This is a genomic window from Martinezella tropici (genome assembly GCF_008370325.1).
GTDB lineage: Bacteria > Pseudomonadota > Alphaproteobacteria > Rhizobiales > Rhizobiaceae > Rhizobium > Rhizobium tropici_B.
On the sequence record NZ_VNIP01000011.1, the window covers coordinates 667,553 to 691,006 of the forward strand.

26 protein-coding genes are annotated in these 23,454 nt (G+C 60.4%); 14 read left to right on the top strand and 12 right to left on the bottom strand.

What is annotated here, in order from left to right; all coding sequences use genetic code 11:
• Nucleotides 1-54: 54 nt before the first annotated feature.
• A complete protein-coding gene (locus FP026_RS24145; RefSeq protein ID WP_149637109.1) occupies nucleotides 55-1,038 on the bottom strand; it encodes a bifunctional riboflavin kinase/FAD synthetase in 984 nt (327 codons plus the stop codon).
• A 15-nt stretch (nucleotides 1,039-1,053) separates the two neighbouring features.
• Nucleotides 1,054-1,902: a TIGR01459 family HAD-type hydrolase gene (locus tag FP026_RS24150; RefSeq protein ID WP_149637110.1), complete on the bottom strand. Its 849-nt coding sequence runs from the start codon at nucleotides 1,900-1,902 to the stop codon at nucleotides 1,054-1,056.
• 424 nt (nucleotides 1,903-2,326) lie between these two features.
• On the opposite strand from FP026_RS24150, the gene groES reads away from it, so the two are divergent.
• The 3 genes from groES (at nucleotide 2,327) to FP026_RS24165 (ending at nucleotide 5,282) form a co-directional block, all read left to right on the top strand.
• The gene (groES, locus tag FP026_RS24155) at nucleotides 2,327-2,623 is read left to right on the top strand and encodes a co-chaperone GroES (protein WP_004109735.1); all 297 of its coding nucleotides are present in this window, start codon (nucleotides 2,327-2,329) and stop codon (nucleotides 2,621-2,623) included.
• Between the two features lie 74 nt (nucleotides 2,624-2,697).
• Nucleotides 2,698-4,338 carry a chaperonin GroEL gene (gene groL / locus FP026_RS24160; RefSeq protein WP_149637111.1) on the top strand — a complete coding sequence of 547 codons (1,641 nt, stop codon included), beginning with the start codon at nucleotides 2,698-2,700 and terminating at the stop codon, nucleotides 4,336-4,338.
• Between the two features lie 497 nt (nucleotides 4,339-4,835).
• Nucleotides 4,836-5,282 (top strand): hypothetical protein, encoded by a 447-nt coding sequence (locus FP026_RS24165; protein ID WP_188112663.1) that lies wholly within the window; start codon nucleotides 4,836-4,838, stop codon nucleotides 5,280-5,282.
• 66 nt (nucleotides 5,283-5,348) lie between these two features.
• Here the strand turns inward: FP026_RS24165 and FP026_RS24170 are convergent, their stop codons facing one another.
• Complete coding sequence (locus FP026_RS24170; RefSeq protein WP_149637113.1) at nucleotides 5,349-6,056, bottom strand: glutathione binding-like protein; 708 nt, start codon at nucleotides 6,054-6,056, stop codon at nucleotides 5,349-5,351.
• A 215-nt stretch (nucleotides 6,057-6,271) separates the two neighbouring features.
• Between FP026_RS24170 and FP026_RS24175 the strand changes: the two genes are divergently transcribed.
• Nucleotides 6,272-6,715, top strand: coding sequence for a DoxX family protein (locus FP026_RS24175; protein ID WP_149637114.1), 444 nt, complete (start codon nucleotides 6,272-6,274; stop codon nucleotides 6,713-6,715).
• Nucleotides 6,716-6,794: 79 nt separating this feature from the next.
• On the opposite strand, the gene hisG is transcribed toward FP026_RS24175, so the two are convergent.
• From hisG to hisS, 3 genes are all read right to left on the bottom strand, one after another.
• Entirely contained in the window at nucleotides 6,795-7,490 is a 696-nt protein-coding gene (gene hisG / locus FP026_RS24180) for an ATP phosphoribosyltransferase (RefSeq protein WP_149637115.1), read from the bottom strand.
• A complete protein-coding gene (locus FP026_RS24185; protein WP_149637116.1) occupies nucleotides 7,490-8,608 on the bottom strand; it encodes an ATP phosphoribosyltransferase regulatory subunit in 1,119 nt (372 codons plus the stop codon). The genes hisG and FP026_RS24185 overlap by 1 nt, the downstream gene beginning before the upstream one ends.
• A gap of 192 nt (nucleotides 8,609-8,800) precedes the next feature.
• Nucleotides 8,801-10,324 carry a histidine--tRNA ligase gene (gene hisS / locus FP026_RS24190; protein WP_149637117.1) on the bottom strand — a complete coding sequence of 508 codons (1,524 nt, stop codon included), beginning with the start codon at nucleotides 10,322-10,324 and terminating at the stop codon, nucleotides 8,801-8,803.
• 125 nt (nucleotides 10,325-10,449) lie between these two features.
• Here hisS and FP026_RS24195 point away from each other — a divergent pair, with 125 nt between their 5' ends.
• The 3 genes from FP026_RS24195 to copM all read left to right on the top strand — a co-directional run bounded on the left by FP026_RS24195 (nucleotide 10,450) and on the right by copM (nucleotide 11,867).
• Entirely contained in the window at nucleotides 10,450-10,977 is a 528-nt protein-coding gene (locus FP026_RS24195) for a 2'-5' RNA ligase family protein (protein ID WP_149637118.1), read from the top strand.
• Nucleotides 10,978-11,046: 69 nt separating this feature from the next.
• Nucleotides 11,047-11,424: a hypothetical protein gene (locus FP026_RS24200; protein ID WP_149637119.1), complete on the top strand. Its 378-nt coding sequence runs from the start codon at nucleotides 11,047-11,049 to the stop codon at nucleotides 11,422-11,424.
• Nucleotides 11,425-11,498: 74 nt separating this feature from the next.
• Entirely contained in the window at nucleotides 11,499-11,867 is a 369-nt protein-coding gene (gene copM, locus FP026_RS24205) for a CopM family metallochaperone (RefSeq protein ID WP_149637120.1), read from the top strand.
• Between the two features lie 49 nt (nucleotides 11,868-11,916).
• Here the strand turns inward: copM and FP026_RS24210 are convergent, their stop codons facing one another.
• On the bottom strand, nucleotides 11,917-12,801 hold the full coding sequence (locus FP026_RS24210; RefSeq protein WP_246665420.1) for a LysR family transcriptional regulator: 885 nt from the start codon (nucleotides 12,799-12,801) through the stop codon (nucleotides 11,917-11,919).
• An 84-nt stretch (nucleotides 12,802-12,885) separates the two neighbouring features.
• On the opposite strand from FP026_RS24210, the gene FP026_RS24215 reads away from it, so the two are divergent.
• Nucleotides 12,886-13,182, top strand: coding sequence for a YciI family protein (locus FP026_RS24215; RefSeq protein ID WP_149637122.1), 297 nt, complete (start codon nucleotides 12,886-12,888; stop codon nucleotides 13,180-13,182).
• A 20-nt stretch (nucleotides 13,183-13,202) separates the two neighbouring features.
• Here FP026_RS24215 and FP026_RS24220 read toward each other — a convergent pair whose 3' ends face one another.
• Complete coding sequence (locus FP026_RS24220) at nucleotides 13,203-14,105, bottom strand: LysR family transcriptional regulator (RefSeq protein ID WP_149637123.1); 903 nt, start codon at nucleotides 14,103-14,105, stop codon at nucleotides 13,203-13,205.
• Nucleotides 14,106-14,216: 111 nt separating this feature from the next.
• Between FP026_RS24220 and FP026_RS24225 the strand changes: the two genes are divergently transcribed.
• Nucleotides 14,217-15,242 carry a zinc-dependent alcohol dehydrogenase family protein gene (locus FP026_RS24225; protein ID WP_149637124.1) on the top strand — a complete coding sequence of 342 codons (1,026 nt, stop codon included), beginning with the start codon at nucleotides 14,217-14,219 and terminating at the stop codon, nucleotides 15,240-15,242.
• Nucleotides 15,243-15,290: 48 nt separating this feature from the next.
• On the opposite strand, the gene FP026_RS24230 is transcribed toward FP026_RS24225, so the two are convergent.
• Nucleotides 15,291-16,343 carry an aldo/keto reductase gene (locus FP026_RS24230; RefSeq protein ID WP_149637125.1) on the bottom strand — a complete coding sequence of 351 codons (1,053 nt, stop codon included), beginning with the start codon at nucleotides 16,341-16,343 and terminating at the stop codon, nucleotides 15,291-15,293.
• Between the two features lie 304 nt (nucleotides 16,344-16,647).
• On the opposite strand from FP026_RS24230, the gene FP026_RS24235 reads away from it, so the two are divergent.
• On the top strand, nucleotides 16,648-17,352 hold the full coding sequence (locus FP026_RS24235; RefSeq protein WP_149637126.1) for an HAD family hydrolase: 705 nt from the start codon (nucleotides 16,648-16,650) through the stop codon (nucleotides 17,350-17,352).
• 63 nt (nucleotides 17,353-17,415) lie between these two features.
• Here FP026_RS24235 and FP026_RS24240 read toward each other — a convergent pair whose 3' ends face one another.
• Both FP026_RS24240 and FP026_RS24245 read right to left on the bottom strand, forming a co-directional pair.
• A complete protein-coding gene (locus FP026_RS24240; protein ID WP_246665421.1) occupies nucleotides 17,416-17,955 on the bottom strand; it encodes a hypothetical protein in 540 nt (179 codons plus the stop codon).
• On the bottom strand, nucleotides 17,934-18,563 hold the full coding sequence (locus FP026_RS24245; RefSeq protein ID WP_149637127.1) for a DNA-3-methyladenine glycosylase I: 630 nt from the start codon (nucleotides 18,561-18,563) through the stop codon (nucleotides 17,934-17,936). Before FP026_RS24245 ends, FP026_RS24240 begins: the two co-directional genes overlap by 22 nt.
• A gap of 299 nt (nucleotides 18,564-18,862) precedes the next feature.
• Between FP026_RS24245 and FP026_RS24250 the strand changes: the two genes are divergently transcribed.
• From FP026_RS24250 to FP026_RS24265, 4 genes are all read left to right on the top strand, one after another.
• On the top strand, nucleotides 18,863-19,645 hold the full coding sequence (locus FP026_RS24250) for a L,D-transpeptidase (protein ID WP_149637128.1): 783 nt from the start codon (nucleotides 18,863-18,865) through the stop codon (nucleotides 19,643-19,645).
• 218 nt (nucleotides 19,646-19,863) lie between these two features.
• Complete coding sequence (locus FP026_RS24255) at nucleotides 19,864-20,565, top strand: L,D-transpeptidase (RefSeq protein WP_149637129.1); 702 nt, start codon at nucleotides 19,864-19,866, stop codon at nucleotides 20,563-20,565.
• A gap of 315 nt (nucleotides 20,566-20,880) precedes the next feature.
• Nucleotides 20,881-21,552 carry an outer membrane protein gene (locus FP026_RS24260; RefSeq protein ID WP_149637130.1) on the top strand — a complete coding sequence of 224 codons (672 nt, stop codon included), beginning with the start codon at nucleotides 20,881-20,883 and terminating at the stop codon, nucleotides 21,550-21,552.
• Nucleotides 21,553-21,630: 78 nt separating this feature from the next.
• Entirely contained in the window at nucleotides 21,631-21,978 is a 348-nt protein-coding gene (locus tag FP026_RS24265) for a DUF6881 domain-containing protein (RefSeq protein WP_149637131.1), read from the top strand.
• Here the strand turns inward: FP026_RS24265 and glcF are convergent.
• Complete coding sequence (glcF, locus tag FP026_RS24270; RefSeq protein ID WP_149637132.1) at nucleotides 21,975-23,294, bottom strand: glycolate oxidase subunit GlcF; 1,320 nt, start codon at nucleotides 23,292-23,294, stop codon at nucleotides 21,975-21,977. The genes FP026_RS24265 and glcF overlap by 4 nt on opposite strands.
• Nucleotides 23,295-23,454 lie beyond the last annotated feature (160 nt).

The following is a 23,454-nucleotide window of genomic DNA, read 5'->3' on the forward strand; positions in this document are numbered from 1 at the left end:
AGGCAAAAACATACTGCACTGCCGCAATCTCCGCGCGCAGCATGCCGAATAAAATCAGTCGAAGGCGATGACGCGATCGAGGTCACTGAGCGGCTGGACGCCGGCAAGCAGCGCTCGCGCCTCTTCCTCGTCCTTACGGATCTGTGCGACCAGCGGATCGAGGCCGTCGAACTTCAGTTCGGGACGGAGATAGCCGAAAAAGGAGACGGAGCAGACCTGGCCGTAGAGGTCGCCGCTGAAATCGAAGACGAAGGTCTCGAGCAGCGGCGCGCCATTGTCCGTTACCGTCGGGCGGCGTCCGTAGCTGGCGACGGCATCACGGATGACACCATCGGCCGTGCGGAAGCGCACGGCATAGATGCCCGATCTCAGCGATATTTCCGATGGAAGCTGCATGTTTGCCGTGGGGAAGCCGAGCGTGCGGCCGAGCTTCTCGCCGCCGATGACGGGCGCCTCGACAGTGAAGCGGTATCCAAGCAAGCCGGCGGCCTGGGCGACATCGCCTTCGGCCAGCAGCGTGCGGATGCGGCTCGACGAGATGACTTCGGTATTCTCATCGCGGAAGGCATCGATGAGCGTCACGCCGAAACCGTTGTGGCTGCCGGCATTCATGAGGAAGGCCGGACCACCCTGGCGATCGTGGCCGAAATGGAAATCGAAACCGGTGACGACTTCCGAAGCGTGCAGCCAGTCGATCAGGATCGAATGGACGAATTCATCCGCCGAACGCTGCGAGAAGGCACGATCGAAGGGATATTCGATGACGGCGTTAAAGCCGAGCGCTTCCAGGAGACGCGCCCTCAACGGTGCTGGTGTCAGCCGAAAGACCGGCTGTTCGGGCTTGAATATGGTGCGCGGATGCGGCTCGAAGGTCAGCACGAGGGCTGGAATGCCGCGTTCCCTGGCAATCTCCAGTGCGCGCGTGAGTACGGACTGATGGCCACGATGCACGCCATCGAAATTGCCGATGGCGACGACACCGCCCTTCAATGTATCGGGAAGCGGCTCGCGGGTCTCGTTGCGATGGAAAACAGTCATCGTCTGCCACTCTCCTCAGACAAGGCGCGGCATCCACCACCTCGGCGAAGCCTGCTCGCGCGCCAGGAAGGCGCCAAGAGCGGCCTCATCCGTGTGGCCCTCAACGACATATTCGCGGGCATGGATGCCATGGCTGATATAAAGGAGATCGAGGCCATAATCGAGCGCGCCGCGCACGTCGGTCGGCATGCCGTCGCCGATCGCGACCACGCGGGATAGCGGAAATTCACCGCGCACGTCGCGGGCCGCTGCGAGCGCTGCATCATAGATCGGCTGGTGCGGCTTGCCGGCGATGCGCGTCTCACCCCCGAGCCGCTCATAATAGGCGGCCATGGCGCCGGCACAGGGGATCATCCGGTGGCCACGCTCGACCACGAGATCCGGATTGGCGCAGATCAGCGGCACGTTGCGGGCCGACCAGGCGGTCAGCATATCGGTATAGTCGTCAGGCGTCTCGGTCTCGTCATCGAAGAAGCCGGTGCAGACGATGCTTTCGGCCTCGCCGGCGTCGACACGCTGTACATCAAGCCCTTCGAGGATGCCGATATCGCGTTCCGGCCCTAGCAGGAAGACCTTCTTCGGTCCCTCGGCGATCAGCTTGCGGGTGACATCGCCCGACGTGATGATGCGATCATAAACGCTGTCGGGAACGCCGATCGCCCGGAGTTGCTCGACCACCTTGGGAGCAACGCGCGGGGAGTTAGTGATGAGAACCACCGTGAGACCTTCAGCGCGGGCCGCCTCAAGGGCAATCGAGGCTTCTCCGTAGGCACTGACGCCGTTGTGGAGCACGCCCCAGACATCGCAGAGCGCAACATCATAAAGTCCGCCGATGTCGCGAAAGCTTTCGATCCGTTTGCCCATGCCGTCCTCGCACCAAATAAATCACGGGCTGACATCGCAAACCGGCCGGCAAATTACAAGAGCGCCGCGCAAGGTTTTTGCGCCGCACAAGGCTCGATGAGCGAACGGAAGCAACGCTGGAAAGCGGCAAAAATCACATGCGGAGACCCTGGCGGAGCGAGCCGGAAGGGCGTTGCCAAGCCCTCAGGCGCGAGGTCAAAATGAGATAGCCGTTGCAATGATATGCTACGCAGGACGGCTCTGGTCGTTAATCATGCTCGACACGAGCCGGTCCGCGCCGCAAAAAATTCACAGTGCTGTTCTTGACTCGTTTGGGAGCCACCCCTAAATCACCGTCGCTAGCACTCCTACAGGCTGAGTGCTAACAAAGCCCATACGGATCCCCCGCTGATCCGTGAATGTCATTTGATCGAGGGATTAGACAATGGCAAGCACCAATTTCCGCCCCCTTCATGACCGTGTCGTCGTTCGTCGCGTCGAGTCGGAAGAAAAGACCAAGGGTGGCATCATCATTCCGGACACCGCCAAGGAAAAACCGCAGGAAGGCGAAATCGTCGCCGTCGGTTCCGGCGCTCGCGATGAATCCGGCAAGGTCGTAGCACTCGACGTCAAGGTTGGCGATCGCGTTCTGTTCGGCAAGTGGTCCGGCACCGAAGTCAAGCTCAACGGCGAAGACCTTCTGATCATGAAGGAAGCCGACATCATGGGCATCATCGGCTAATTTAGCCGGTTCCCTTTTCCGATAAAGCTGACGGGCCTTAAAGCCCGGAAAACGCGAATTCAGGAGTTCAAACAATGGCAGCTAAAGAAGTAAAATTCGGCCGCAGCGCCCGCGAAAAAATGCTTCGTGGCGTCGACATCCTCGCTGACGCAGTGAAGGTCACGCTCGGCCCGAAGGGTCGCAACGTCGTTATCGACAAGTCCTTCGGCGCTCCGCGCATCACCAAGGACGGCGTCACCGTCGCCAAGGAAATCGAACTCGAAGACAAGTTCGAAAACATGGGCGCCCAGATGGTCCGCGAAGTTGCTTCGAAGACCAACGACATCGCCGGTGACGGCACCACGACTGCAACCGTTCTCGCGCAGGCCATCGTTCGCGAAGGCGCCAAGGCAGTTGCAGCCGGCATGAACCCGATGGACCTGAAGCGCGGCATCGACCTCGCCGTTGCCGAAGTCGTCAAGGATCTCCAGGCCAAGGCCAAGAAGATCAACACGTCGGAAGAAGTCGCACAGGTCGGCACGATCTCCGCAAACGGCGAAAAGCAGATCGGTCTCGATATTGCCGAAGCCATGCAGAAGGTCGGCAACGAAGGCGTCATCACGGTTGAAGAAGCCAAGACCGCCGAAACCGAACTCGAAGTCGTCGAAGGCATGCAGTTCGACCGCGGCTACCTCAGCCCCTACTTCGTGACCAACCCGGAAAAGATGATCGCTGACCTCGAAGACGCGTTCATCCTCCTGCACGAGAAAAAGCTCTCGAACCTGCAGGCCATGCTCCCGGTTCTCGAAGCCGTCGTTCAGACCGGCAAGCCGCTCCTCATCATCGCTGAAGACGTCGAAGGCGAAGCTCTTGCGACGCTCGTCGTCAACAAGCTGCGCGGTGGCCTGAAGATCGCTGCCGTCAAGGCTCCTGGTTTCGGCGACCGCCGCAAGGCCATGCTGGAAGACATCGCCATCCTGACGGGCGGCACTGTCATCTCCGAAGACCTCGGCATCAAGCTCGAGTCTGTTACCCTCGACATGCTCGGCCGCTCCAAGAAGGTTTCGATCTCCAAGGAAAACACCACGATCGTCGACGGCGCTGGTGCCAAGTCCGACATCGAAGGCCGCGTTGCCCAGATCAAGGCTCAGATCGAAGAAACCACCTCCGACTACGACCGCGAGAAGCTGCAGGAACGCCTTGCCAAGCTCGCTGGCGGCGTTGCCGTTATCCGCGTCGGCGGCTCGACGGAAATCGAAGTGAAGGAAAAGAAGGACCGCATCGACGACGCTCTCAACGCGACGCGCGCTGCCGTTCAGGAAGGCATCGTACCGGGCGGTGGCACGGCTCTGCTGCGCTCCTCCGTCAAGATCACCGTCAAGGGTGAAAACGACGACCAGGAAGCTGGTATCAACATCGTTCGCCGCGCTCTGCAGGCTCCTTGCCGCCAGATCGCTGAAAACGCTGGTGACGAAGCTTCGATCGTCGTCGGCAAGATCCTCGACAAGAACGAAGACAACTGGGGCTACAACGCTCAGACGAGCGTCTACGGCGACATGATCGCCATGGGCATCGTCGACCCGGTGAAGGTCGTTCGCACGGCTCTGCAGGACGCAGCTTCAGTTGCTTCGCTGCTGATCACCACCGAAGCCATGATCGCCGAACTGCCGAAGAAGGATGCCCCTGGCGGCATGCCGGGCGGCATGGGCGGCATGGGCGGCATGGACATGATGTGATAGGCCAACGGCCTAATCACAGGAATGTTCATAAAGCTTCGCCCATGCACTTTTAGTGCTTCAGGCCGCCAAGCGGCCTGAAGTGGCGGCTGGACATGATGTGATAGGCCAACGGTCTGTTACGATTGTTCAATCCGACATCCGGAATTGACGAAGGGCGGCTCTCGAGCCGCCCTTTTCGTTTGTGGGTCTATAGTTTCGATGCAGACCGGCAAGTTTCGCGGTAGCGCAAATTTACGCAAATTGCCCCATTGCCGTTTTCGAAAAAGCTCTTATAAATCGCAGCGCAGCGATTTTAGAGGGTTAGCTGCAATGCACGCAAATTTTACTTATTTTCGGCACGCTTAATCGGCGCCTGCGCGTGGGCATGACCTTGAGAATTGATAGGCGTCCGGATTTTTTACTTGAAATGACTTCGCAGACGGGATCGACAGCCCGGAAGACGCTGGGAATTTGGATGAAGCGCAGGAGGATCATGCGCTTAAGTGGGGATCATCTTGTTCAAAATTGCCAAGGCCAATTTTGCCGCACCGTTTGCGCCGGGTTCGCTGGAGTTTGACGGTCACAATCCTGAGCTGCTCGCGCAGTTCTGCGTTTCCGAGGGCTGGACGGGCGACCTGTCGAGCGGCATCATCAAGCTCGGGCAATGGAGCACGATGCTGCACGGCCTGAGCTCTTCGGAATGCGGCCTGCTGAGCCTGATGCACTGCTATGACGTGCAAGATCGCGTGCGTATCCTCGATCTATTCGAACAGGCGGCAACCACCAATTCCTCTTTCTGCTATTCCACCACGACGCTTGGCGCCAGCGGTCATCGCCAGCCGATTTTTTGCGTCGGCGAATCCGTTGCCGCGGATGGGCAACACACCGGCAGCATGATCGGCGTCTTTCTGTTTCCACGCTTCAAGCTGGAGCCGGGCAGCCAGTTGGCGAGCCGGCAGTAAAAACGACTGCAGATGACGGTCAGGTGAATCCGTCATCGCCTGACCAGCTCACGAACTCGAATCCAATCAATCCCGCTTCGGAATATTAAGGCCCCGCTGACTTGCTGGACGTGCGAGAGCGCGGTCAAGCCACCTCATGACCGAGGGGAAGCTTTCGAACTCCAGAACCTCACGGCCGCCATAAAACACATCGACGCCGCGGACCCATGGGAAGGTTGTGATGTCGGCAATGGTATATTCATCGCCCATGATCCACTGGCGCCCCTGCAGACGGTCCTCTAGCACGCTCAGCAGGCGCTTGGCCTCGTCACGGTAACGCTCGACCGGGTAGGAGTTGTTGGCGACCTTTTCGGCCGCGAATTTGAAGAAATGACCGAACTGGCCGAACATCGGGCCGATGCCGGCCATCTGGAAGAAGACCCATTCCAGCGTTTCGTAACGCCCGGCTGCATCGCTCGGGATAAGCTTGCCGGTCTTTTCCGCGAGATAGACCAGGATCGCGCCCGATTCGAACAGACCGATCGGTTTGCCATCGGGACCATTGGGATCGATGATCGCGGGAATGCGGCCGTTCGGATTCAGCGAAACGAATTCCGGCGACTTCTGATCATTGGTGCCGAAAGAAACCAGGTGCGGCTCATAGGGCAGACCAAGTTCCTCGAGCGCGATCGAAACCTTCACGCCATTCGGCGTCGGCAGCGAATAGAGCTGGATGATATCAGGATTGCTGGCGGGCCAGCGCTTCGTAATCGGAAACGAGGACAGATCGGCCATGGGATTTCCTTCCAAAGATCATGATTTGGCGAACAAATTTGCGCCACCATATCCGATATGGAGCCGATGGGAAGAGCGCATAAATCGCACCATTGTTCAATAATTGTGAACTAATTGTGCGCAGTTGTTTATCTTTTCAATTGCCTGAAAATCACGAATATCTGCCTCCAGAAATTGTCGCCACCCGATCCGAACTAAATTTACTGGAGATCGTCATGTCCAATACCAACAACATCATCATTCTCGTGGCGCGCATTCTGCTCGCATTCATGTTCATCTTCGCCGGCTTCGGCAAGCTGACCGATCCGTCCGGCACCGCCGGCATGATCGCCGGCGCCGGCCTGCCCGCTTCGACGCTGCTGACCTATGTCGCCGGCGCCTTCGAATTCATCACCGGCGTCTGCGTCCTTATCGGCTTCCAGGTCCGCATCGTCGGCTGGCTGCTTGCCGCTTTCTGCGTCTTCACCGGCGTCGTCTTCCATCTGCCGACCGTCAACGTTCCGGATTTCCCGGCGGCCGCCAATGGTTGGATCAACGGCCTGAACTTCGTCAATTTCCTGAAGAACGTCACGCTCGCCGGCGCCTACATCATGCTCGCCACCAATGGCGCAGGTGTTTACTCGGTCGATGCACGCCGCGGCGCCTACGCTGCAGCCTGATTACCGCATACTTCCCAAGACAAAAGGCCCGCCGGAATTCCGGCGGGCCTTTTTTTTGCGCGAATGGGAAACTGAAAGGTCAGAGCGCGCTGCGCACTGCCGAGATGATGCGCTGAACCATCGGATCGCCCTCGTGGCTTCCCTTGCGGGCACGCACCAGGCAAGCCTCCGAGCGCAGGATGATCCCATCCGACAGGACCTTCAAATGGTTCGCCCGCAGCGTCGAGCCCGTAGACGTAATGTCGACGACGATGTCGGCCGAGCCCGCGGCCGGCGCCCCTTCGGTCGCACCGAGACTTTCGACGATACGATAGAGCTGGATGCCGTGCTGGCGCGAAAAGAACTGCTGCGTCAGCCGCCAGTATTTCGTCGCGACCGTCAGCCTGCGGCCATGACGGGCACGGAAATCGGCCGCAACATCGCCGAGATCGGCCATGGTGTCGACATCGAGCCAGATATCCGGCACTGCGACCACGACATCGGCATGGCCAAATCCAAGCCTTGCGCAGAACTCGACGCGGCGATCGGCCTCCGCCATGCCCTCGCGCACGAGGTCTTCGCCGGTAATGCCGAAATCCACGCTGCCATTGCCGATCTCGCGCGAGATTTCCGAAGCCGACAGGAAGGCGATCTCGACGCCTTCCAAGCCTTCGACACGGCCGCGATAGGAGCGATCATTGCCGACAGCGACGATGGTCATGCCGGCACGCTCGAAAACAGCCGAGCAATCGTCCTTCATCCGGCCCTTGGAGGGAAGCGCTATCGTGATAGTCATCAGGCCGCCCTCGCGGTTTCGATGCGGTCGAGCCAGAGCGCGAAGCCGACAGCCGGAATGTGACCCTTGGCACCGAGCAGGGTCATCAGCCGGTCGAAGCGGCCGCCCCCGGCGAGCATCGCGCTCGATCCTTCCACCGTCACTTCGAAGACGAGGCCGGTATAGTAATCAAGTGGGCGACCGAAGGCGGCGCGATAGTCGATCTTCGCGGTATCGACGCCGGCATCTGCCAATGCTTTGACGCGGGCGTCGAAATTCTTCAGAGCCGCGCCCAGCTCCAGTTCTGCCGCATCGGCAAAGCCGGCCAGCGCCGCGGAAGCATCCGCCAACGGCACGGTTAGCGATAGAAACTCCTCCAGTACACGAAAGGCGGCGTCATCGAGCCGCGTTTCCGACAGGACCAGCTTCTCGCGAAGGCGGCGAGCGATTTCCTGCGGCGAGCGGCTGGCATTGGTGGAATAGCCGGTAGCCTGCATGGTGGCATCGATATGCTTGACCAGCCCCTGCTCGTCGCCGCGGCTGAGGAAATCGAGCGCATGCGCATCGAGCCCCGTGACAGGCGGCGGGCTTGCGAGACGCTCCAGCAGGGTTTCGAGCTGCATCATATTGCCGAAAGCGTGGATCAGCCGCTTCTGCCAGCCTGTGGGCAGGCCGAGCGCCTGGACCACAGCCTCGAACACGGCCTGATCGCCCAAGGTCACCGAAAGCGGCTTGCCCGGGACCAGGCGGGTCAGAATACCGATGGCGTCACCGACGGCGCGGGCATCAGCGCTTGCCGTATCGCCATCGCCCAGATCCTCGATGCCGGCCTGATAGAACTCATGCCCGCCCTCGCGGCGTTGGCGAAAGATCTCGCCGAGATAGGAATAACGCTTCGGCGTGCCCGTGGCGGTTTCGATGTGGCGCAGACAGACCGGGATCGTGAACTCCGGACGCAGGCAAAGGCTGGCACCCGTTTCGCTTTCGGTCATGAAGATGCGCCGGCGAAGATCCTCGCCGGCCATGTCGAGAAAGGGCTCGGCCGGCTGGATGATGGGCGTGTCCACCCTCTCCGTTCCGCGAACCGAGAATTCGTCTAGCAGATCGCTGGCAAAGTTCGGAAGATTGATCAGGGGCATGGGCTCAGAACTCCACTAAAGCCCCCCATCCGGCCTGTCGGCCACCTTCTCCCCGTTTGGACGGGGAGAAGGGGATCGGCGCGCCATCTATCTCCCCTCACCTCTGTGAGAATCGATGGGCTGCGGCAAAAGAGGTCGTCCCCTCTCCCCGCCAGCGGGGAGAGGGCTAGGGTGAGGGGCAAAGCCACGCACTCAGACATTGCCGAGTGCCTTCTTCCGGTCTTCCGCCTGTGCCGCCAAGATAGCCTTGACCTTCGCGATCAGCTCGGCTTCCGGCACGGTTTCCTGCGCCACACGCGCCTCACGCCAGCTGGCATTGTCTTCGATCTCGCCGGAAAGACGCTTGCCCTCGATCAGATCCTTGATCTGGACGACACCCTGAGCGCGCTCGTCGCCACCCTGGATGATGGCGATCGGGCAGCCGCGGCGGTCGGCATATTTCAGCTGGTTGCCGAACTTCTTCCAATTGCCCTGGAACATCTCGGCGCGGATGCCGGCGGCACGCAATTGCTGCGTGAAGCGCTGATAGCGTCCCATGGCATCGACATCGCCATCCATGACGGTGACGAGCACGGGCTCGACCACCTCTTCGGTGCCGAGCTTGCCGAGGTTCTTCAGCGCCGTCATCAGGCGCGACACGCCGATGGAGAAGCCGGTGGCCGGCACCGGCTGGCCCATGAAGCGCGAGACGAGCCCGTCATAACGGCCACCGCCGCCGACGGAGCCGAAAACGACCTTCTCGCCCTTCTCGTTGGTGACGTCGAACAGCAGCTCAGCCTCGTAGACCGGGCCGGTATAGTATTCGAGGCCACGCACGACGGAAGGATCGATCTTGATGCGATCCGCCTCATAGCCGGCACTGGTGACGAGGCTGCCAATGAAGTTCAGTTCCTCGACGCCTTCGCTGCCATTGGACGTACCGGCGACGAGCTCGGCAAGCTGAGCCGCACTTTCGGCGTAGTCCTTGATGCCGACGAAGAACAGCACCTTCTCGATCTGATCGGCGTTGAGGCCAGCACCCTTGGTGAAGTCACCTGACTCATCCTTGCGACCGGGACCGAGCAGCAGCGCCACGCCTTCCGGGCCAAACTTGTCGAGCTTGTCGATGGCACGCAGCACGCTCAGCCGCTGCGCAGCCTTGTCATCGCCACCGAGACCGATCGCTTCCAGTACGCCGTCGAGAACCTTGCGGTTGTTGACGCGGATCACATAGTCGCCGCGCTTGATGCCGAGGGCTTCCAGCGTATCGGCCATCATCATGCACATCTCGGCATCCGCCTGCACGCCCGGCGCGCCGACGGTATCGGCATCGAACTGCATGAACTGGCGGAAACGCCCCGGGCCTGGCTTCTCGTTGCGGAATACATAGCCGGCGCGATAGGTGCGGTAGGGAAGCTGGATCTCGTTGAAATTCTCGGCGACATGACGGGCGAGCGGCGCCGTCAGGTCGTAGCGCAGCGACATCCACTGCTCATCATCATCCTGAAGCGAGAACACGCCCTCGTTCGGCCGGTCGCTGTCGGGCAGGAACTTGCCAAGCGCATCGGTATATTCGAACAGCGGCGTTTCGACAGGATCGAAACCATAATGCTCATACACGGCCCGGATCTTTGCGGTCATTTCGTTAACGGCGCGAATATCGCTGGCCGAACGATCGACAAAGCCACGCGGCAGGCGGGCCTTGAGCTTCTGTGGTTTCTTCTGTTTGTCGCTCATCTGTAGGGTAATCCGGTACGGGAACAGTCGCGGTTAACTAGCGGATTGGGCTGGATGCGGCAAGGATTGTTATATGTTAGCGGCGGACAAAACCGAGAAAAGCCAGAGAAGGCAGCATAGAGACCATGCCACACGCAATCGTTTTGAAATGTACCGATGATAGCGCCTCTCCAGTGCTGAATCTCTGGCGGGAGGCGAGCCGGTTCGAAAGTTCTCCATCGATGCAGGCACTGGACTATCCGCCGCATCTGACATTTGCTGTTTATGAGGACATTGCCCTTTCCTCGCTTGTCGCCGCCGCTCAAAAGGCCTTCGCAAACTTACCGCCGCTATCGGTCGAGTTTTCAGGGATTGGCCATTTTCCAAACGAGATGCTGGTGCTCTGGGCACGTCCGGCGGACGATCGGATTCTGAGGCGGATACACCGCGCTATTCACGACGAGATCGATCCTGCCCTTTGTCATGAGCATTCCCGCCCGGATCGCTGGCAGCCGCATTGCACCATCGCGATGAAGATCTCCGCAAGCGCGGCGGAACAGGCACTGACATGGGCGGCGGCAAAGGAAGCTCGGTTCACACTCAGCTTCGATGCTGTGGATTGTCTGAGCTTTCCTCCAATCGAAATCCTGGGAGAAGTCAAATTGCTGCCTTGATCGCCTTCCAGTGTTCCGGCAATGCAATTTGCGCTTGCCTTCGCGGGTAGCGCAGCTAGGTTCTTCTTCATGCGTTTCTTTGCCATCCTGACAATGGTGATTGCCTGGCTGTTCTACGGTGCTATGCCGGCGCTGGCGAATTGTCCTATCTGCGATTCCGGAACTGCAATGCCCGTTGCATCGGCCATGAGCATGCATGAAGGCATGGCCGATATGCCTGGCATGGCCGGCCACGGTGATATGGCGCAGCATCAGGAAAAGAAGCCGGAGAATCCTTGCGCCGGTGGCATGGCGCATGTCGCGTCCTGTGCCGCCTGTCTTGCCCTGACGCCGGCTCTCGCTTTCGAAAGTGGCAAGAACGCATTCTCGTATCCGGCTCCTTCATCCGGCCAACGTCTTGTCGATTCGCGTCCGCAGCCGACGCCGCCCCCTCCCCGTTTCGCCTGACGATCATCTGCATTCACTCCACGAGCGGCTTTCCGCTCAAATCCAGATACCGTCCAGAAACGGAGAGAATACCTATGTCTACTTCAAAATCGCTGATCCTCGCCGGCGTATTCGCCTTTGCCCTCGCTCTTCCTGCCTTTGCCGACGACATGAAGGGCATGGATATGAGCAAGCCCATGGGCGACCAGAGCGCCTCCAGCAAGGCGTTCAACGACGCGATGGGCAAGATGCACAAGAACATGATGATCAATTACAGCGGCGACGCCGACGCGGATTTCGTCCGCGGCATGATCCCGCATCATCAGGGTGCGATCGACATGGCAAAGATCGAGCTGAAATACGGAAAAGACCCGGAACTGCGCAAACTGGCGCAGGGCGTCATCACCGCGCAGGAAGCCGAGATCAAGGAAATGAAAGCCTGGCTGAAGAAGCACGGCAACTAATTCGCCCGATAGCGGGAGGCGGCATTCGTGCCGTCTCTCTCTCTCTCTCTCACCGCTCCGGATGCGGATTGCGAAAGACTCTATCCAGCCAACCAGAAACGGTGCGGATGCGAACGAGCTGGCGAAGCTCGGTATGGATGAGCAGCCACATCTCGCGCGCCGGCGGATTTCTATCGCCGCTATCTACGCGGCAAAGACCTCCCGCATTCTCAGTCAGGATTTTCGGCAGAAGCGCGCGCCCCAATCCTGCAGCCGCGGCCTGCAACAGAGCTTCGGCATCATTGACCGCAAGCTGGCTGACGCGCCCTGATTTCTCCGCCTGCGCCGCGATCCAACGAGCATGCGGCAGATGCATCATTGCGTCTTCGTAGACAATCCAGGGCAGATCCTCTGTATGATCTTCCCGCCCCGCAGCGACGTAGACGGCGTAATCCAGTGTCGCGATCCGCCTTGCGACGACCCTGCCATTTGCCATATCTGCCGGCCTTGCGAGGCGCAGTGCCATATCTGCCTCGCGCCGGGTGAGGTTGAAGTTCCTGGAATCGCCGATGAGCTCCAAGTGCAAGCCGGAATGCTGGGCCAACAGGCCAGCTAGGGAGGGGATGAGCAACCGGCTGATGAAGGATGGCGCTGCCGTGAGGCGCACCTTGCCGAACGCCATGGAATCGGCCGCATCCAATGCGCCAGATAGCGCCATGATCTCGGCCTCGATGGCCTCGGCCTTCGTCACTGCGATCTCGCCCGTCGGCGTCGGAGACAGAATACCGCCTGCATCGCGTGAAAACAGCGTCGTGCCGAGGTGTTTCTCCAGAACGCGCAGGCGGCGGCCGACCGTCGTCGCGTCCGTGCCAAGCGCCCGGCCAGCAGCGGCAAAGGATCCACCCCGCGCGAGCGCTAGAACGTGGCGCAGGTCATTCCAATCGATATCGTGCAATTTTGCAGCTCCCGACGGCAAACTTACAGCGTGCGTCAGTATTATTGCAGCCATAGACTGGAAATATCCAGCAAGGAGATGACGATGACACTTTTCGCAGTTCTGTTCGAAGACGATCAAAAAAACGCCGCCGCGATCCGTAAGGAGTATCTGCCGCGCCACTTCGCCTTCCTGGAGGCGAATGCCGCTTCCATAAGGACGGCCGGACCGCTCAGCCGAGAGGGTGACGCTTTTGCCGGCGGCCTGTGGCTTGTCGAAGCGGAGACCGCCGATGCTGTCGACCATCTGGTGAAGGAAGATCCATTCTGGGCGGCGGGCCTGCGCAAATCCGTGCAGGTCTTCAGGTGGAACCAGGTATTTGCAGAAGGCGCCCTCCTCTAGTCGGAAGCACCGTCACGCGCTCAGCCCATGATTTCAGGCAGGCGTGCGGCCAGCAGATCGATGACCACACGCATCTTCAGGGACAGCTGCGGAACCTGCGGCCAGACCGCATAGACGTTGACGGCCCGGCTGGAAACATTCTTCAGCGCTTGAGCCAGCCTGCCGGCGTATACGTGATCGCGCACCAGCCAGCATGGCAGCCAAGCAATCCCCATTCCCGACACGGCTGCATCCGCCATGACCTCCAGATCATCGAGGCGCAGCCGCGTTTCCGGAAAATAATCGACGGCAGTTCCGTCATCCTGCAGGAAGGTCCATTTCTTCGTCTCGCCCGATCTTCCATAGACGATCAGGTCGTGGCCATCGAGGTCGGCAATAGTCTGCGGCGCGCCTCTTGCGGCAAGATAATCCGGCGCTGCACACAGCGTCATGCGATGGAGAGCGATCTTGCGCGCGGCCAGGCCGGCTTCGTCGCGCAGCGCGTTGTTACGAATGGCCAGATCGAACCCTTCATCGAAGAGATCGACTACCCTATCGCTGAAGGAAAGATCCAGCTCGAGCCTGGGATGCATGCGGGCCAGTTCCAGCAGCAGCGGTGCGGCACAACGGCGGCCGAAGAGCACGGGCATGGAGATGCGCAGGCGTCCCGTGACCTCGCGCTTGCCCGATTCCAGCATGGCCTCGCCTGATTGTATCTCGTCCAGTGCCCGCCGGCAGCGCTCGTAAAAGGCTTGGCCCTCGTCCGTCAGGCTTTGCATACGGGTGGTGCGGTGAAACAGGCGCACGTTCAGGCGCCGCTCCAATTTGGCGATGGTCTTGCCGATTGCCGAGCGCGACAGATTCATGCGGGCCGCCGCCGCTGAAAAGCCGCCTGCCTCGACCGCCTCTACAAATTCCGGAATGCCGTTGAGCATGTCATTCATAATGATTGCTTCCTGAAAGGAACCAGTTAGCGGAAATAATATCGCCACTGGCGACCAGAAAGCAACGATATGCTTCCGTCCATTGCTTCCAATTCCTCTCAGGAGATGATTATGACGAAAACCATGAAGCGCTGGACCCTCGAGACGATTGCCGTTGGCGCTCCCTTGAACCTCACGGAAGCGGCGGTTCCGACACCTGCGCGCGGCGAAGTGCTCGTGCGGGTGAAGGCCGTTTCACTGAACTATCGCGACAAGCTTGTTCGCGAGAGCGGCATGGGCCTGCCGATCCAGTTTCCCTTCGTGCCGGCTTCCGACATGGCTGGCATAATCGAAGCGGTGGGAGACGGCGTAACCAGATTTTCCGTCGGCGATCGGGTCATTTCGACCTTCCATCCCGGCTGGATCGACGATAAGCCGCTCGGCGATGCCCGCAACCTGCCCTACAAGACGCTGGGCGGCTTCTATCCCGGCGTGCTTTCCGAATATATTGCCATCCCGCAGGATTGGCTCGTATCGGCCCCGACGAGCCTCGATTATGCCGAGGCCAGCACTCTGCCCTGCGCCGGCCTGACGGCATGGTTTGCGCTGGTGGAGCGCGGCAAAATCAAGCCGGGCGACAGCGTGCTCGTGCAAGGAACGGGTGGCGTGGCGCTGTTCGGCCTGCAGATCGCCGCCGCACAGGGGGCCGAGGTCTTCGTGACCTCATCGGGCCCGGAGAAGCTCGCACGGGCAAAAGCGCTCGGAGCCCATCACGGCATCGACCGGAACAAAAGCGATTGGGTGGAAGAGGTCTATCGCCTCACCAATGATCGCGGCATCGACCACGTCATCGAAATCGCCGGCGGGCCGAATCTGGGCCAATCGCTGAAGGCGGTGGCGCTTCATGGCCGGATCTCTGTCATCGGCGTCCTCGAGGGCTTCGATATTGCCGGCCCTGCTGCGCCTTTGCTGCTGAAATCTCCCGTCATTCAAGGCATCAGCGTCGGCCACCGCCGCTCGCTCGAAGATTTCGTCCGCGCGGTCGACAGCATCGGTCTGAAGCCCGTCATCGACCATCGCTATGCCGTCGGCGAGGTGCCGGCCGCCTTCGATCATCTCGATCGCGGCCCGTTCGGCAAGATCGTCATCGAGCTGTGATAGCCGCCGGGCCACCGCGGATGGCGGCGGCCCGGCCTTCGCACGATATCAGGCCTTCGGCTCGAAGGGCTGCGGCACGCGCTGGGCGCCCTGCCGGGCCAGCATCCAGCCGGGATATTCGGGCGCAAGCGCGCTGACTTCATCGAGCTTCGCGATGTCGTCGGTATCGAGCTTCAGCTTGACGGCCGCCAAGTTCTGATCGAGCTGGTCGAGACGCTTGGCGCCGATGATGATGCTGGTGACGAAGGGCTTCGCCAATATCCAGGCAAGCGCCACCGTGGCGACGCTGGAGCCGTGCTTCTCCGCCACTTCGCGCATGGCGGCGACGCAAGCCCAGGCGCGATCCTTGTCGACGGGTGGGAAGTCGAAGCTCGCACGCCGTCCCTCGCCATTGCCGGGAGCGCCCGGACCATACTTGCCCGAGAGCAGACCGCCGGCCAGCGGCGACCAGACCATGAGCCCGATCTTTTCCTCAGCCATGACAGGCACGATTTCACGCTCCAGATCGCGCCCGGCGATGGAATAATAGGCCTGCACCGTTTCGAAGCGGGCGAAGCCGCGACGTTCGGAAATGCCGAGCGCCTTGGCGATGCGCCAGGCCTGCCAGTTGGAAACACCGACATAGCGTACGAGACCGCGCGAAATGAGGTCGTCCAGCGCCCGCAGCGTCTCCTCGATCGGCGTCACTGTGTCCGTCCCATGGATCTGGTAGAGATCGATGTGATCGGTCTGCAGGCGGTCGAGGCTTGCCTGCACCGAGTCCATGATATGGCCCCGCGAGGCACCGCGATCGTTCGGCTTGTCGCCCATGACGCCATAGACCTTGGTGGCGATGACGACATCCTTGCGGGGAACGCCGAGGTTCTTCAGAGCCTGGCCGAGCAGCTTTTCGGAATTGCCGGAGGAATAGACGTCGGCGGTGTCGATGAAGTTGACGCCGGCCGCAAGCGAGCCTTCGACGATCTTGTCCGCCAGCGCCTGATCGACATCTGCGATCGAGCCCCAGAGGCCGTTGCTGGGATTGGCTTCGCCGAAAGTCATCGTACCCAGGCAAAGTTCGGAAACGAACAGCCCGGTATTGCCGAGTTGATTGTAACGCATAGGAGAAATTCCCTTGTGGTCAGCCGGAAGATGCTTCCGGCCGGTGAATGCATATCTTTTGGCTATGAATTGGCCCCGGCATGGCAATCGCTATCGGCGCTGCCCTGGAGAGGTCACGAGATGGTCGTCAAGGCCCGGCTCTGGCTCCGCGGCAATCGAGACAACAAGCACATAATGCACCGGAAACCGATTTCAACGCGAGACCTCCCGTCGATCACGATGCGGTTACCGGCACCCGCTCTTGCTTCCGGACCGCTGCGAGATAGATTCATACCTTCATATCATGCGCAGGACGGACATACCGATGACGCAACGTCCCCTAACCACGATCGGCTTCGATGCCGACGACACGCTCTGGCAGAACGAACAGTTCTACCGGCTGACGGAGCTGCAATTTACCGATCTTCTCGCCGATCACGCCGCAAGCGACGTCATTTCCGCACGGCTGCTGGAGGCGGAAAAACGCAACCTCAGACATTACGGCTTCGGCATCAAAGGCTTCACCCTCTCGATGATCGAGACCGCGATCGAGATCACGGAAGGCGAAGTGCCCTCGACCGTCATCGCCCAAATCCTCGATATCGGCCGCGATCTTCTCGCCCATCCCGTCGAAACCCTGCCGCATGTGCGTCAGACGCTGGAAGCTTTGTCCGGAAAATACCTGCTGGTGCTGATCACCAAGGGCGATCTCTTCGACCAGGAGCGCAAGCTCGCCCAATCCGGCCTCGGCGACCTCTTCGATGCGATCGAGATCGTCTCGGATAAGAACGCCTCCACCTACCGCCGCATTTTTTCCAAGGTGGGCGACGGGCCCGAACGGGCGATGATGATCGGCAATTCGCTGAAATCGGATATCGTGCCGGCGCTCGCCGCCGGAAGCTATGGCGTCTTCGTGCCGCACGAGCTTACATGGTCCTTCGAACATGTGGAGGAGCCGACCGAAGCGCCGCGTTTCCGCAAGATCGGTCATCTCGGCGAGCTGCATGGCGTGCTCGACGCGCTGTCGTAGGCTCTTAGTCGCTTTTACGCAATTCCGGACGGAAAACCGCCGCGGGCTTTTCCTGGAGCTGCTCTACTGCCCCTGCTTGGAGCGCGGCGGGAAGAGCGTCGGACCCTGATCCTTCTGCTGGTCGGCGGGCGTCTGCTGCGCGGCCGGCGGATTGGGATCGATGCGGATCTCGTAAGGCGCGCCGAGGCCGCGACGACGGGTGACCCGCGAATAATAAGGCTTGATCAGCCAGGTCGTATCCTCGTTGACGGTGACGTCGGCCGTATTGCCGTCCTCGTCCGTGCCGAAGAAGGATTCGTCCTCGCTCGACGACAGGTCGAAGATCGCCATATAGGCGTATTTGCTCCTGGAGCTGAAGGTGATCCGCACATGCTGGCCCTTCTTCAGCGGCAGCATATAGACCTTGCCCTTACCGAACTTCGTCCAGCCCGTGAGCTTCTCTAGGACGGCGGGAAAACCGATTTTCTCGACCTTTTCGCCGCGGTCGAGCTGCGGCAGCTGCTGGGTGGCATCCTCTGCATGGACTGCTGCGGCACCGAACAACGCAAGCGCCACCATGGAAAGGCCGAGAAGCGCCGCCTTCATGGCCGCACCAATGCGCATCGCATCGCCTCCACTTTTTTCCGGCAGTAGCAGCCTTCGATGTGATCGTTGACGAGGCCCATGGCCTGCATGAAGGCATAAACCGTGGTCGGGCCGACGAAGGTCCAGCCGCGCTTCTTCAGATCCTTCGAAATCCGCACGGAAACCGGCGTCGTCGGATTGGCGCGAAGATGGGCAAGATCGAAGACCTCGGGGCGTTCGGCAGCGGTCGGTTCATGGCTCCAGAAATAGCGGGCGAGCGATCCGAATTCATTGCGCAGCTCGAGGGCGCGGTTGGCATTGTTGATGGTGGAGACGATCTTGCCGCGATGGCGGATGATGCCGGCGTCGGCGAGGCAGCGCTCGATATCGGTATCGTCGAACTTGGCGACCTTCTCGAAATCGAAACCGGCAAAAGCGGCGCGGAAATTTTCGCGCTTGCGCAGGATCGTCAGCCAGGAGAGGCCCGATTGAAAGCCCTCAAGGCAAATCTTCTCGAAGAGCCTGATGTCGTTGACAACAGGGCGACCCCATTCCTCGTCGTGATAGCGCTGATATTCCGGCAGATTGCCGTGCCAGAAGCAGCGGTCCTTGCCGTCTTCGCCGGTGATGATGCCCGTGTCGGCCATTTTCGCGATTCGTCCCTATTTCAGCGCGCACTACCGGAAACCGGTATGCAAATATCGGATAAAACCAGATCAATCAAACGCTTAAAATCGTAAGCACATTTCGACGATCGCGCATTCCGATTCCAGATTTACCACTTGCAAACCATCTTTCCAAACCAGGCGGTAACCCTGATACAGCTTTATCGGCTTCGCGGCATTTTGATGAATAGATGTTTACCATTCGCTCGCGCGCAAATGGCACCATGGTTTCGACCGGGTGCCTTCGCGCCCATCCTCGGCCCATGTAGAGAGTTTGTCCGATGATGAAACATGCCGTCCTGTGTGCCGCCGGCGCTCTGAGCCTGCTTGCCTCCACTGCCTTTGCAGATGACCGTTATCAGTCGCGCCCGCCCGTTATCGTCAGTCCCGATCTGACCGCCCCCTGGGTGATGCAGCTTGGCGGCGGCAATGTGCAGCCGGTCGTCTATCCCCGCCCGATGGCGCGCCGCGCGGCCGATCCCAGAATGGAACAGCACGCAAATCCACAGGTGCGCCAAGTCGTGCAGCCGCGCGGCCTGTTTGCCCGCCCGGTCGTGCAGCAAGTTGCCATGGTCCGTCCGCAATATCCGGCAATCCGTGGCCAGATCGACCCGCAATTCCTGCCGCAGATCGTCGACTACCAGACGAAGGAAAGACCCGGCAGCATCGTCATCGATACCAACAGCCGCTTCCTCTATCTGGTGATGGATGGCGGCAAGGCACGCCGCTACGGTGTCGGCGTCGGCAAGCCCGGCTTCGAATGGGCCGGCGCCCATACGGTGACCCGCAAACAGGAATGGCCGGACTGGACGCCGCCCGCCGAAATGATCTCGCGCGAAGCCGCCAAGGGCCACTATCTGCCGGTGCACATGGAAGGTGGCGAAGGCAACCCGCTCGGCGCCCGCGCCATGTATCTCGGCTCCACCCTCTATCGCATCCACGGCACCAATGCGCCCTGGACCATCGGCAGCGCCGTTTCCTCCGGCTGCATCCGCCTGCGCAACGAGGATGTCACCGATCTCTATAACCGCGTAAAGGTCGGCACCCGCGTCATCGTGATGTGATCGAGCATCGCGTGTAAACCCGCGCGGCGATCTTGCTCTTGTCGAAAGGTCGCCAGCCGCAGCGCCGGAATGGCCCGGACTATAAGTCAGACTATAGTCTGACTTGCCATAGAAGAGCGAGCCGTTCTTCCACTCCGTTCTTCGCATCGGGCATTTTGATCTTGATCCCTTCGTTGGTTCCGGTAGTTTCCTACCGGTTTCAACGAGGGGAATGCCATATGAGAGCAGCACTATCGGTCGTGGCGACAGGCGTCGTCGCGGCGTGTCTTCTTGCAGCATCGAACGCAGCGGCTTTTACCGCTTCCACGCCCTATACGGCAGCACCGGCCACACGCGGCGACGTGGTCCGAGTTGCGGTGGAACCGCAAGGCCAAGTCAAACCGCAGTTCCAGCGGCGCATGGTGCGGCTAGCAACGAACGAGGCGCCGGGCACCGTCATTATCGATACCAACAACAAGTATCTTTATCTCGTCGAGGGCAGCAATCGCGCAAGGCGCTACGGCATCGGTGTCGGGCGTGACGGTTTCGGCTGGTCGGGCGTCGTCAAGGTCGGCCGCAAGGCGGAGTGGCCGGGCTGGACGCCGCCGCCGGAGATGATCGTTCGCGAAGCCAAGAAGGGCCACAAGCTGCCTCCCTTCCAGGAGGGCGGCGAGGACAATCCGCTCGGTGCGCGCGCCATGTATCTCTATCGCAACGGCAACGACACCGCTTTCCGTATCCATGGCACCAACCAGCCCTGGAGCATCGGCCTCAATATGTCGTCCGGCTGCATCCGCATGATGAACAAGGACGTGATCGATCTTTACGAGCGCGTCCCCGTCGGCACCAAAGTCATCGTGGTCGGTCCCGGGAACAAGCAGGGCGAAGTCAGCTATCAGGATCGTGGCGTCGATGTGCTGCGGACCCTGTTCGGCGGCTAAGCGGAGCGGTATCTCCTCATCCTGATTCGAATATCAGCTCACGGGCGTTCCGGACCATGGCATGGCTTCGATCATGCAGGTCGAGGACGCCCGTTTCTCGCGTGATGCGCCATTCCGCGCCAGGCTGCGCTGATGTCAGTGTTGCATCAGTGTTACAGCCTGAAACTTATCGTCCCGATCCGCCGCAAAACGGCTTGTTCCCTTCAGTTTACCGTCAGTTTTCCCGCCTAAGCCGGGCTTGCGCACCTATGACTGCAATAGAAGTGTCACGGAAGCGCGCTTAGATAGCAGCACTTTGGCATTCGGGGATTTCATATGCATCGTGCATTTCGCATCACGCAGCCGGCGCTTGCCGCGCTTGCTATTTCAGCAGTCATATTTGCCGCCAATTCTGCCTCGGCAGAGATGCAGTTTTCCGCCTATGGCGGCGTGCAAGGTGCAACCGGCAGCAACGTGACCACGTCGGACGGCGCCGATTTCGACCCGAACTGGTCGGGCAAATCCTTCAAGATGCCTCCCTATTTCGGCTTCCGCGGCATCTGGTGGCTTGATGAGCTCAACAAGCCGAACTGGGGCGTGTCGCTGGATTACTCGCATGCCAAGGTCTATGGCGATCTCGGCAACACGCCCGGCTGGTCACACTTCGAGTTCACCGACGGCTTGAACATGCTGACGCTGAACGCTCTCTACCGCTTCCAGGATCCTGCCCGCAACTGGACGCCCTATGTCGGCCTCGGCGCTGGTATCAACGTGCCGCACGTCGAAGTCACGCGCGCGTCCGGCCGCACCTTCGACTACGAATTCGGCGGCGCTTCGCTGCAGGCACAGGCCGGCGTCAGCTACCAGATCTCCAAGCACTGGTCGACCTTCGTCGAATATAAGGGCAACTATAACTTCGTGAACGATGTTTCGATCGACAGCGGCGACACGCTGAAGACCAGGGTCTTCACTCACGCGCTCAACTTCGGTGTCTCGTTCAACTTCTGAAGCCGGTCTGGCTGAAGTTCGCGATCAATCCCCCTAAGCCGGTTCAGGCTTGGGGCATTATGTGCTATATTCCAGCACATGAGTTTTTCCTATTACAGATGCGACTGGATCCATCCGGAAAGTGAGGAGCCGGTCATCGTCTATTACGAGGTCGACATCACCGGCGATGTTCCTCGGCTTATCGACGTGTTTGCCGATGGTCGCCGGCAATGCATGTCGGTTGTCGATTTCACTACGGTAGGACGTGAAATGCTAGGGATCACCAGCCTGGTCGAAGGCTCGTTTTACGATGGCGTTGCCGGCCTGATGGATGGCATCTTCTTCGAGGAGGGGCAGGATCGTATCAGCATGACGCAGATCGCCGCCGATCGGTTCGAGACCGAATGGCAAGCCTACCGGCTGCCCGGGTCGGGCAGGCTGCATTAAGCGGCGGCCGGCTGCAGCCCCTTCAACTTGGCAGGCATCTCGCCGCCATAGGCCCAATCCAGCAATTCCACCGTATGCAGGATCGGGATATTGGTCCCCGTGGCGATCTGCGTGATGCAGCCGATATTGCCGGTCGCGATGATATCGGCCTTCGTCGCCTCGATATTCCTGACCTTGCGCGCCTTCAGTTCGGCCGAAATCTCCGGCTGCATGATGTTGTAGGTGCCGGCCGAACCACAGCAGAGATGCCCTTCCGCCGGATCGCGCACCGTGAAACCGGCAGCCTTCAAAAGCAGCTTCGGCGCCATGGTGATCTTCTGCCCATGCTGCATGGAGCAGGCGGAATGATAGGCGACCGTGATGCCACGCGGCATATGCGAGGGAAGGTCGAGGCCGGCGAGATATTCGGTGATGTCCTTGGCGAGCGCCGAGACCCTTGCCGCCTTTTCGGCATAGGCCGGATCGAGGCGCAGCATATGTCCGTAATCCTTGATCGTCGTGCCGCAGCCAGACGCGGTGATGATGATCGCATCGAGCCCGCTGGCCTCGATCTCACGCGTCCACAGATCGACATTGGCGCGGGCGGCGGTGAGCGCCTGTTCCTCACGCCCCATGTGGTGGACCAGCGAACCGCAGCAGACCTCACCTTCCGGGACGACGACTTCGACGCCAAGGCGCGTCAGCAGCCGGATGGCCGCCTCGTTGATCGCCGGATCGAGCACCGGCTGAGCACAGCCCGTCAGGATCGCGACGCGACCGCGCCACTCCGCCTGCGGCTCATGCCGGGCGGGCCTGGCAAAAGGAGACGGCGCCGGGATGCGACGCGGCGCAAGATCAAGCATAGCGGCGAAAGCCTTCAACGCCGGAACGCGCCTCAACAGGCCATTGAATGGCCGGCCAAGGTTTGCAAGTCGCAAGGCCAGCCGGAAACGGCCGGGATAGGGCAGCACGGCCGCCAGCACATTGCGGGTCAGCCGGTCCATCAGCGGGCGCCGATAGGTATTTTCGATATGGGCGCGGGCATGATCGACCAGATGCATGTAGTCGACGCCGGAAGGACATGTCGTCGTGCAGGCGAGGCAGGACAGGCAGCGATCGATGTGCGTTACCACCTCTGCGTCGGCGGCCCGGCCGTTTTCCAGCATGTCCTTGATGAGATAGATGCGGCCGCGCGGGCTGTCGAGCTCGTTGCCGAGCGTCACATAGGTGGGACAGGTGGCGGTGCAGAAGCCGCAATGCACGCATTTGCGCAGGATCGCCTCGGATTCGGCCACATGCGGATCGGCAAGCTGGGCAAGGGTGAAATTGGTTTGCATCTATGCACGTCCCCATTCGAGCAAGGTTCCGCCCCTCATCCGGCCTATCGGCCACCTTCTCCCCGTTTTGACGGGGAGAAGGGGATGGCCGCATCCTCCGTCGCCCCGCAGCTTTGGTACATCCGATGCTGCCAAGTAAAAGAGGTCGTCCCCTCTCCCC

Excerpts from the sequence above, each read along its gene's own strand:
- FP026_RS24145 (WP_149637109.1), bottom strand. The coding sequence starts at position 1,038 with ATGACTGTTTTCCATCGCAACGAGACCCGCGAGCCGCTTCCCGATACA.
- FP026_RS24150 (WP_149637110.1), bottom strand. The coding sequence starts at position 1,902 with ATGGGCAAACGGATCGAAAGCTTTCGCGACATCGGCGGACTTTATGAT.
- groES (WP_004109735.1), top strand. The coding sequence starts at position 2,327 with ATGGCAAGCACCAATTTCCGCCCCCTTCATGACCGTGTCGTCGTTCGT.
- groL (WP_149637111.1), top strand. The coding sequence starts at position 2,698 with ATGGCAGCTAAAGAAGTAAAATTCGGCCGCAGCGCCCGCGAAAAAATG.
- FP026_RS24170 (WP_149637113.1), bottom strand. The coding sequence starts at position 6,056 with ATGGCCGATCTGTCCTCGTTTCCGATTACGAAGCGCTGGCCCGCCAGC.
- FP026_RS24175 (WP_149637114.1), top strand. The coding sequence starts at position 6,272 with ATGTCCAATACCAACAACATCATCATTCTCGTGGCGCGCATTCTGCTC.
- hisG (WP_149637115.1), bottom strand. The coding sequence starts at position 7,490 with ATGACTATCACGATAGCGCTTCCCTCCAAGGGCCGGATGAAGGACGAT.
- FP026_RS24185 (WP_149637116.1), bottom strand. The coding sequence starts at position 8,608 with ATGCCCCTGATCAATCTTCCGAACTTTGCCAGCGATCTGCTAGACGAA.
- hisS (WP_149637117.1), bottom strand. The coding sequence starts at position 10,324 with ATGAGCGACAAACAGAAGAAACCACAGAAGCTCAAGGCCCGCCTGCCG.
- FP026_RS24195 (WP_149637118.1), top strand. The coding sequence starts at position 10,450 with ATGCCACACGCAATCGTTTTGAAATGTACCGATGATAGCGCCTCTCCA.
- FP026_RS24200 (WP_149637119.1), top strand. The coding sequence starts at position 11,047 with ATGCGTTTCTTTGCCATCCTGACAATGGTGATTGCCTGGCTGTTCTAC.
- copM (WP_149637120.1), top strand. The coding sequence starts at position 11,499 with ATGTCTACTTCAAAATCGCTGATCCTCGCCGGCGTATTCGCCTTTGCC.
- FP026_RS24215 (WP_149637122.1), top strand. The coding sequence starts at position 12,886 with ATGACACTTTTCGCAGTTCTGTTCGAAGACGATCAAAAAAACGCCGCC.
- FP026_RS24220 (WP_149637123.1), bottom strand. The coding sequence starts at position 14,105 with ATGAATGACATGCTCAACGGCATTCCGGAATTTGTAGAGGCGGTCGAG.
- FP026_RS24225 (WP_149637124.1), top strand. The coding sequence starts at position 14,217 with ATGACGAAAACCATGAAGCGCTGGACCCTCGAGACGATTGCCGTTGGC.
- FP026_RS24230 (WP_149637125.1), bottom strand. The coding sequence starts at position 16,343 with ATGCGTTACAATCAACTCGGCAATACCGGGCTGTTCGTTTCCGAACTT.
- FP026_RS24235 (WP_149637126.1), top strand. The coding sequence starts at position 16,648 with ATGACGCAACGTCCCCTAACCACGATCGGCTTCGATGCCGACGACACG.
- FP026_RS24240 (WP_246665421.1), bottom strand. The coding sequence starts at position 17,955 with ATGCGCATTGGTGCGGCCATGAAGGCGGCGCTTCTCGGCCTTTCCATG.
- FP026_RS24245 (WP_149637127.1), bottom strand. The coding sequence starts at position 18,563 with ATGGCCGACACGGGCATCATCACCGGCGAAGACGGCAAGGACCGCTGC.
- FP026_RS24250 (WP_149637128.1), top strand. The coding sequence starts at position 18,863 with ATGATGAAACATGCCGTCCTGTGTGCCGCCGGCGCTCTGAGCCTGCTT.
- FP026_RS24255 (WP_149637129.1), top strand. The coding sequence starts at position 19,864 with ATGAGAGCAGCACTATCGGTCGTGGCGACAGGCGTCGTCGCGGCGTGT.
- FP026_RS24260 (WP_149637130.1), top strand. The coding sequence starts at position 20,881 with ATGCATCGTGCATTTCGCATCACGCAGCCGGCGCTTGCCGCGCTTGCT.
- FP026_RS24265 (WP_149637131.1), top strand. The coding sequence starts at position 21,631 with ATGAGTTTTTCCTATTACAGATGCGACTGGATCCATCCGGAAAGTGAG.
- glcF (WP_149637132.1), bottom strand. The coding sequence starts at position 23,294 with ATGCAAACCAATTTCACCCTTGCCCAGCTTGCCGATCCGCATGTGGCC.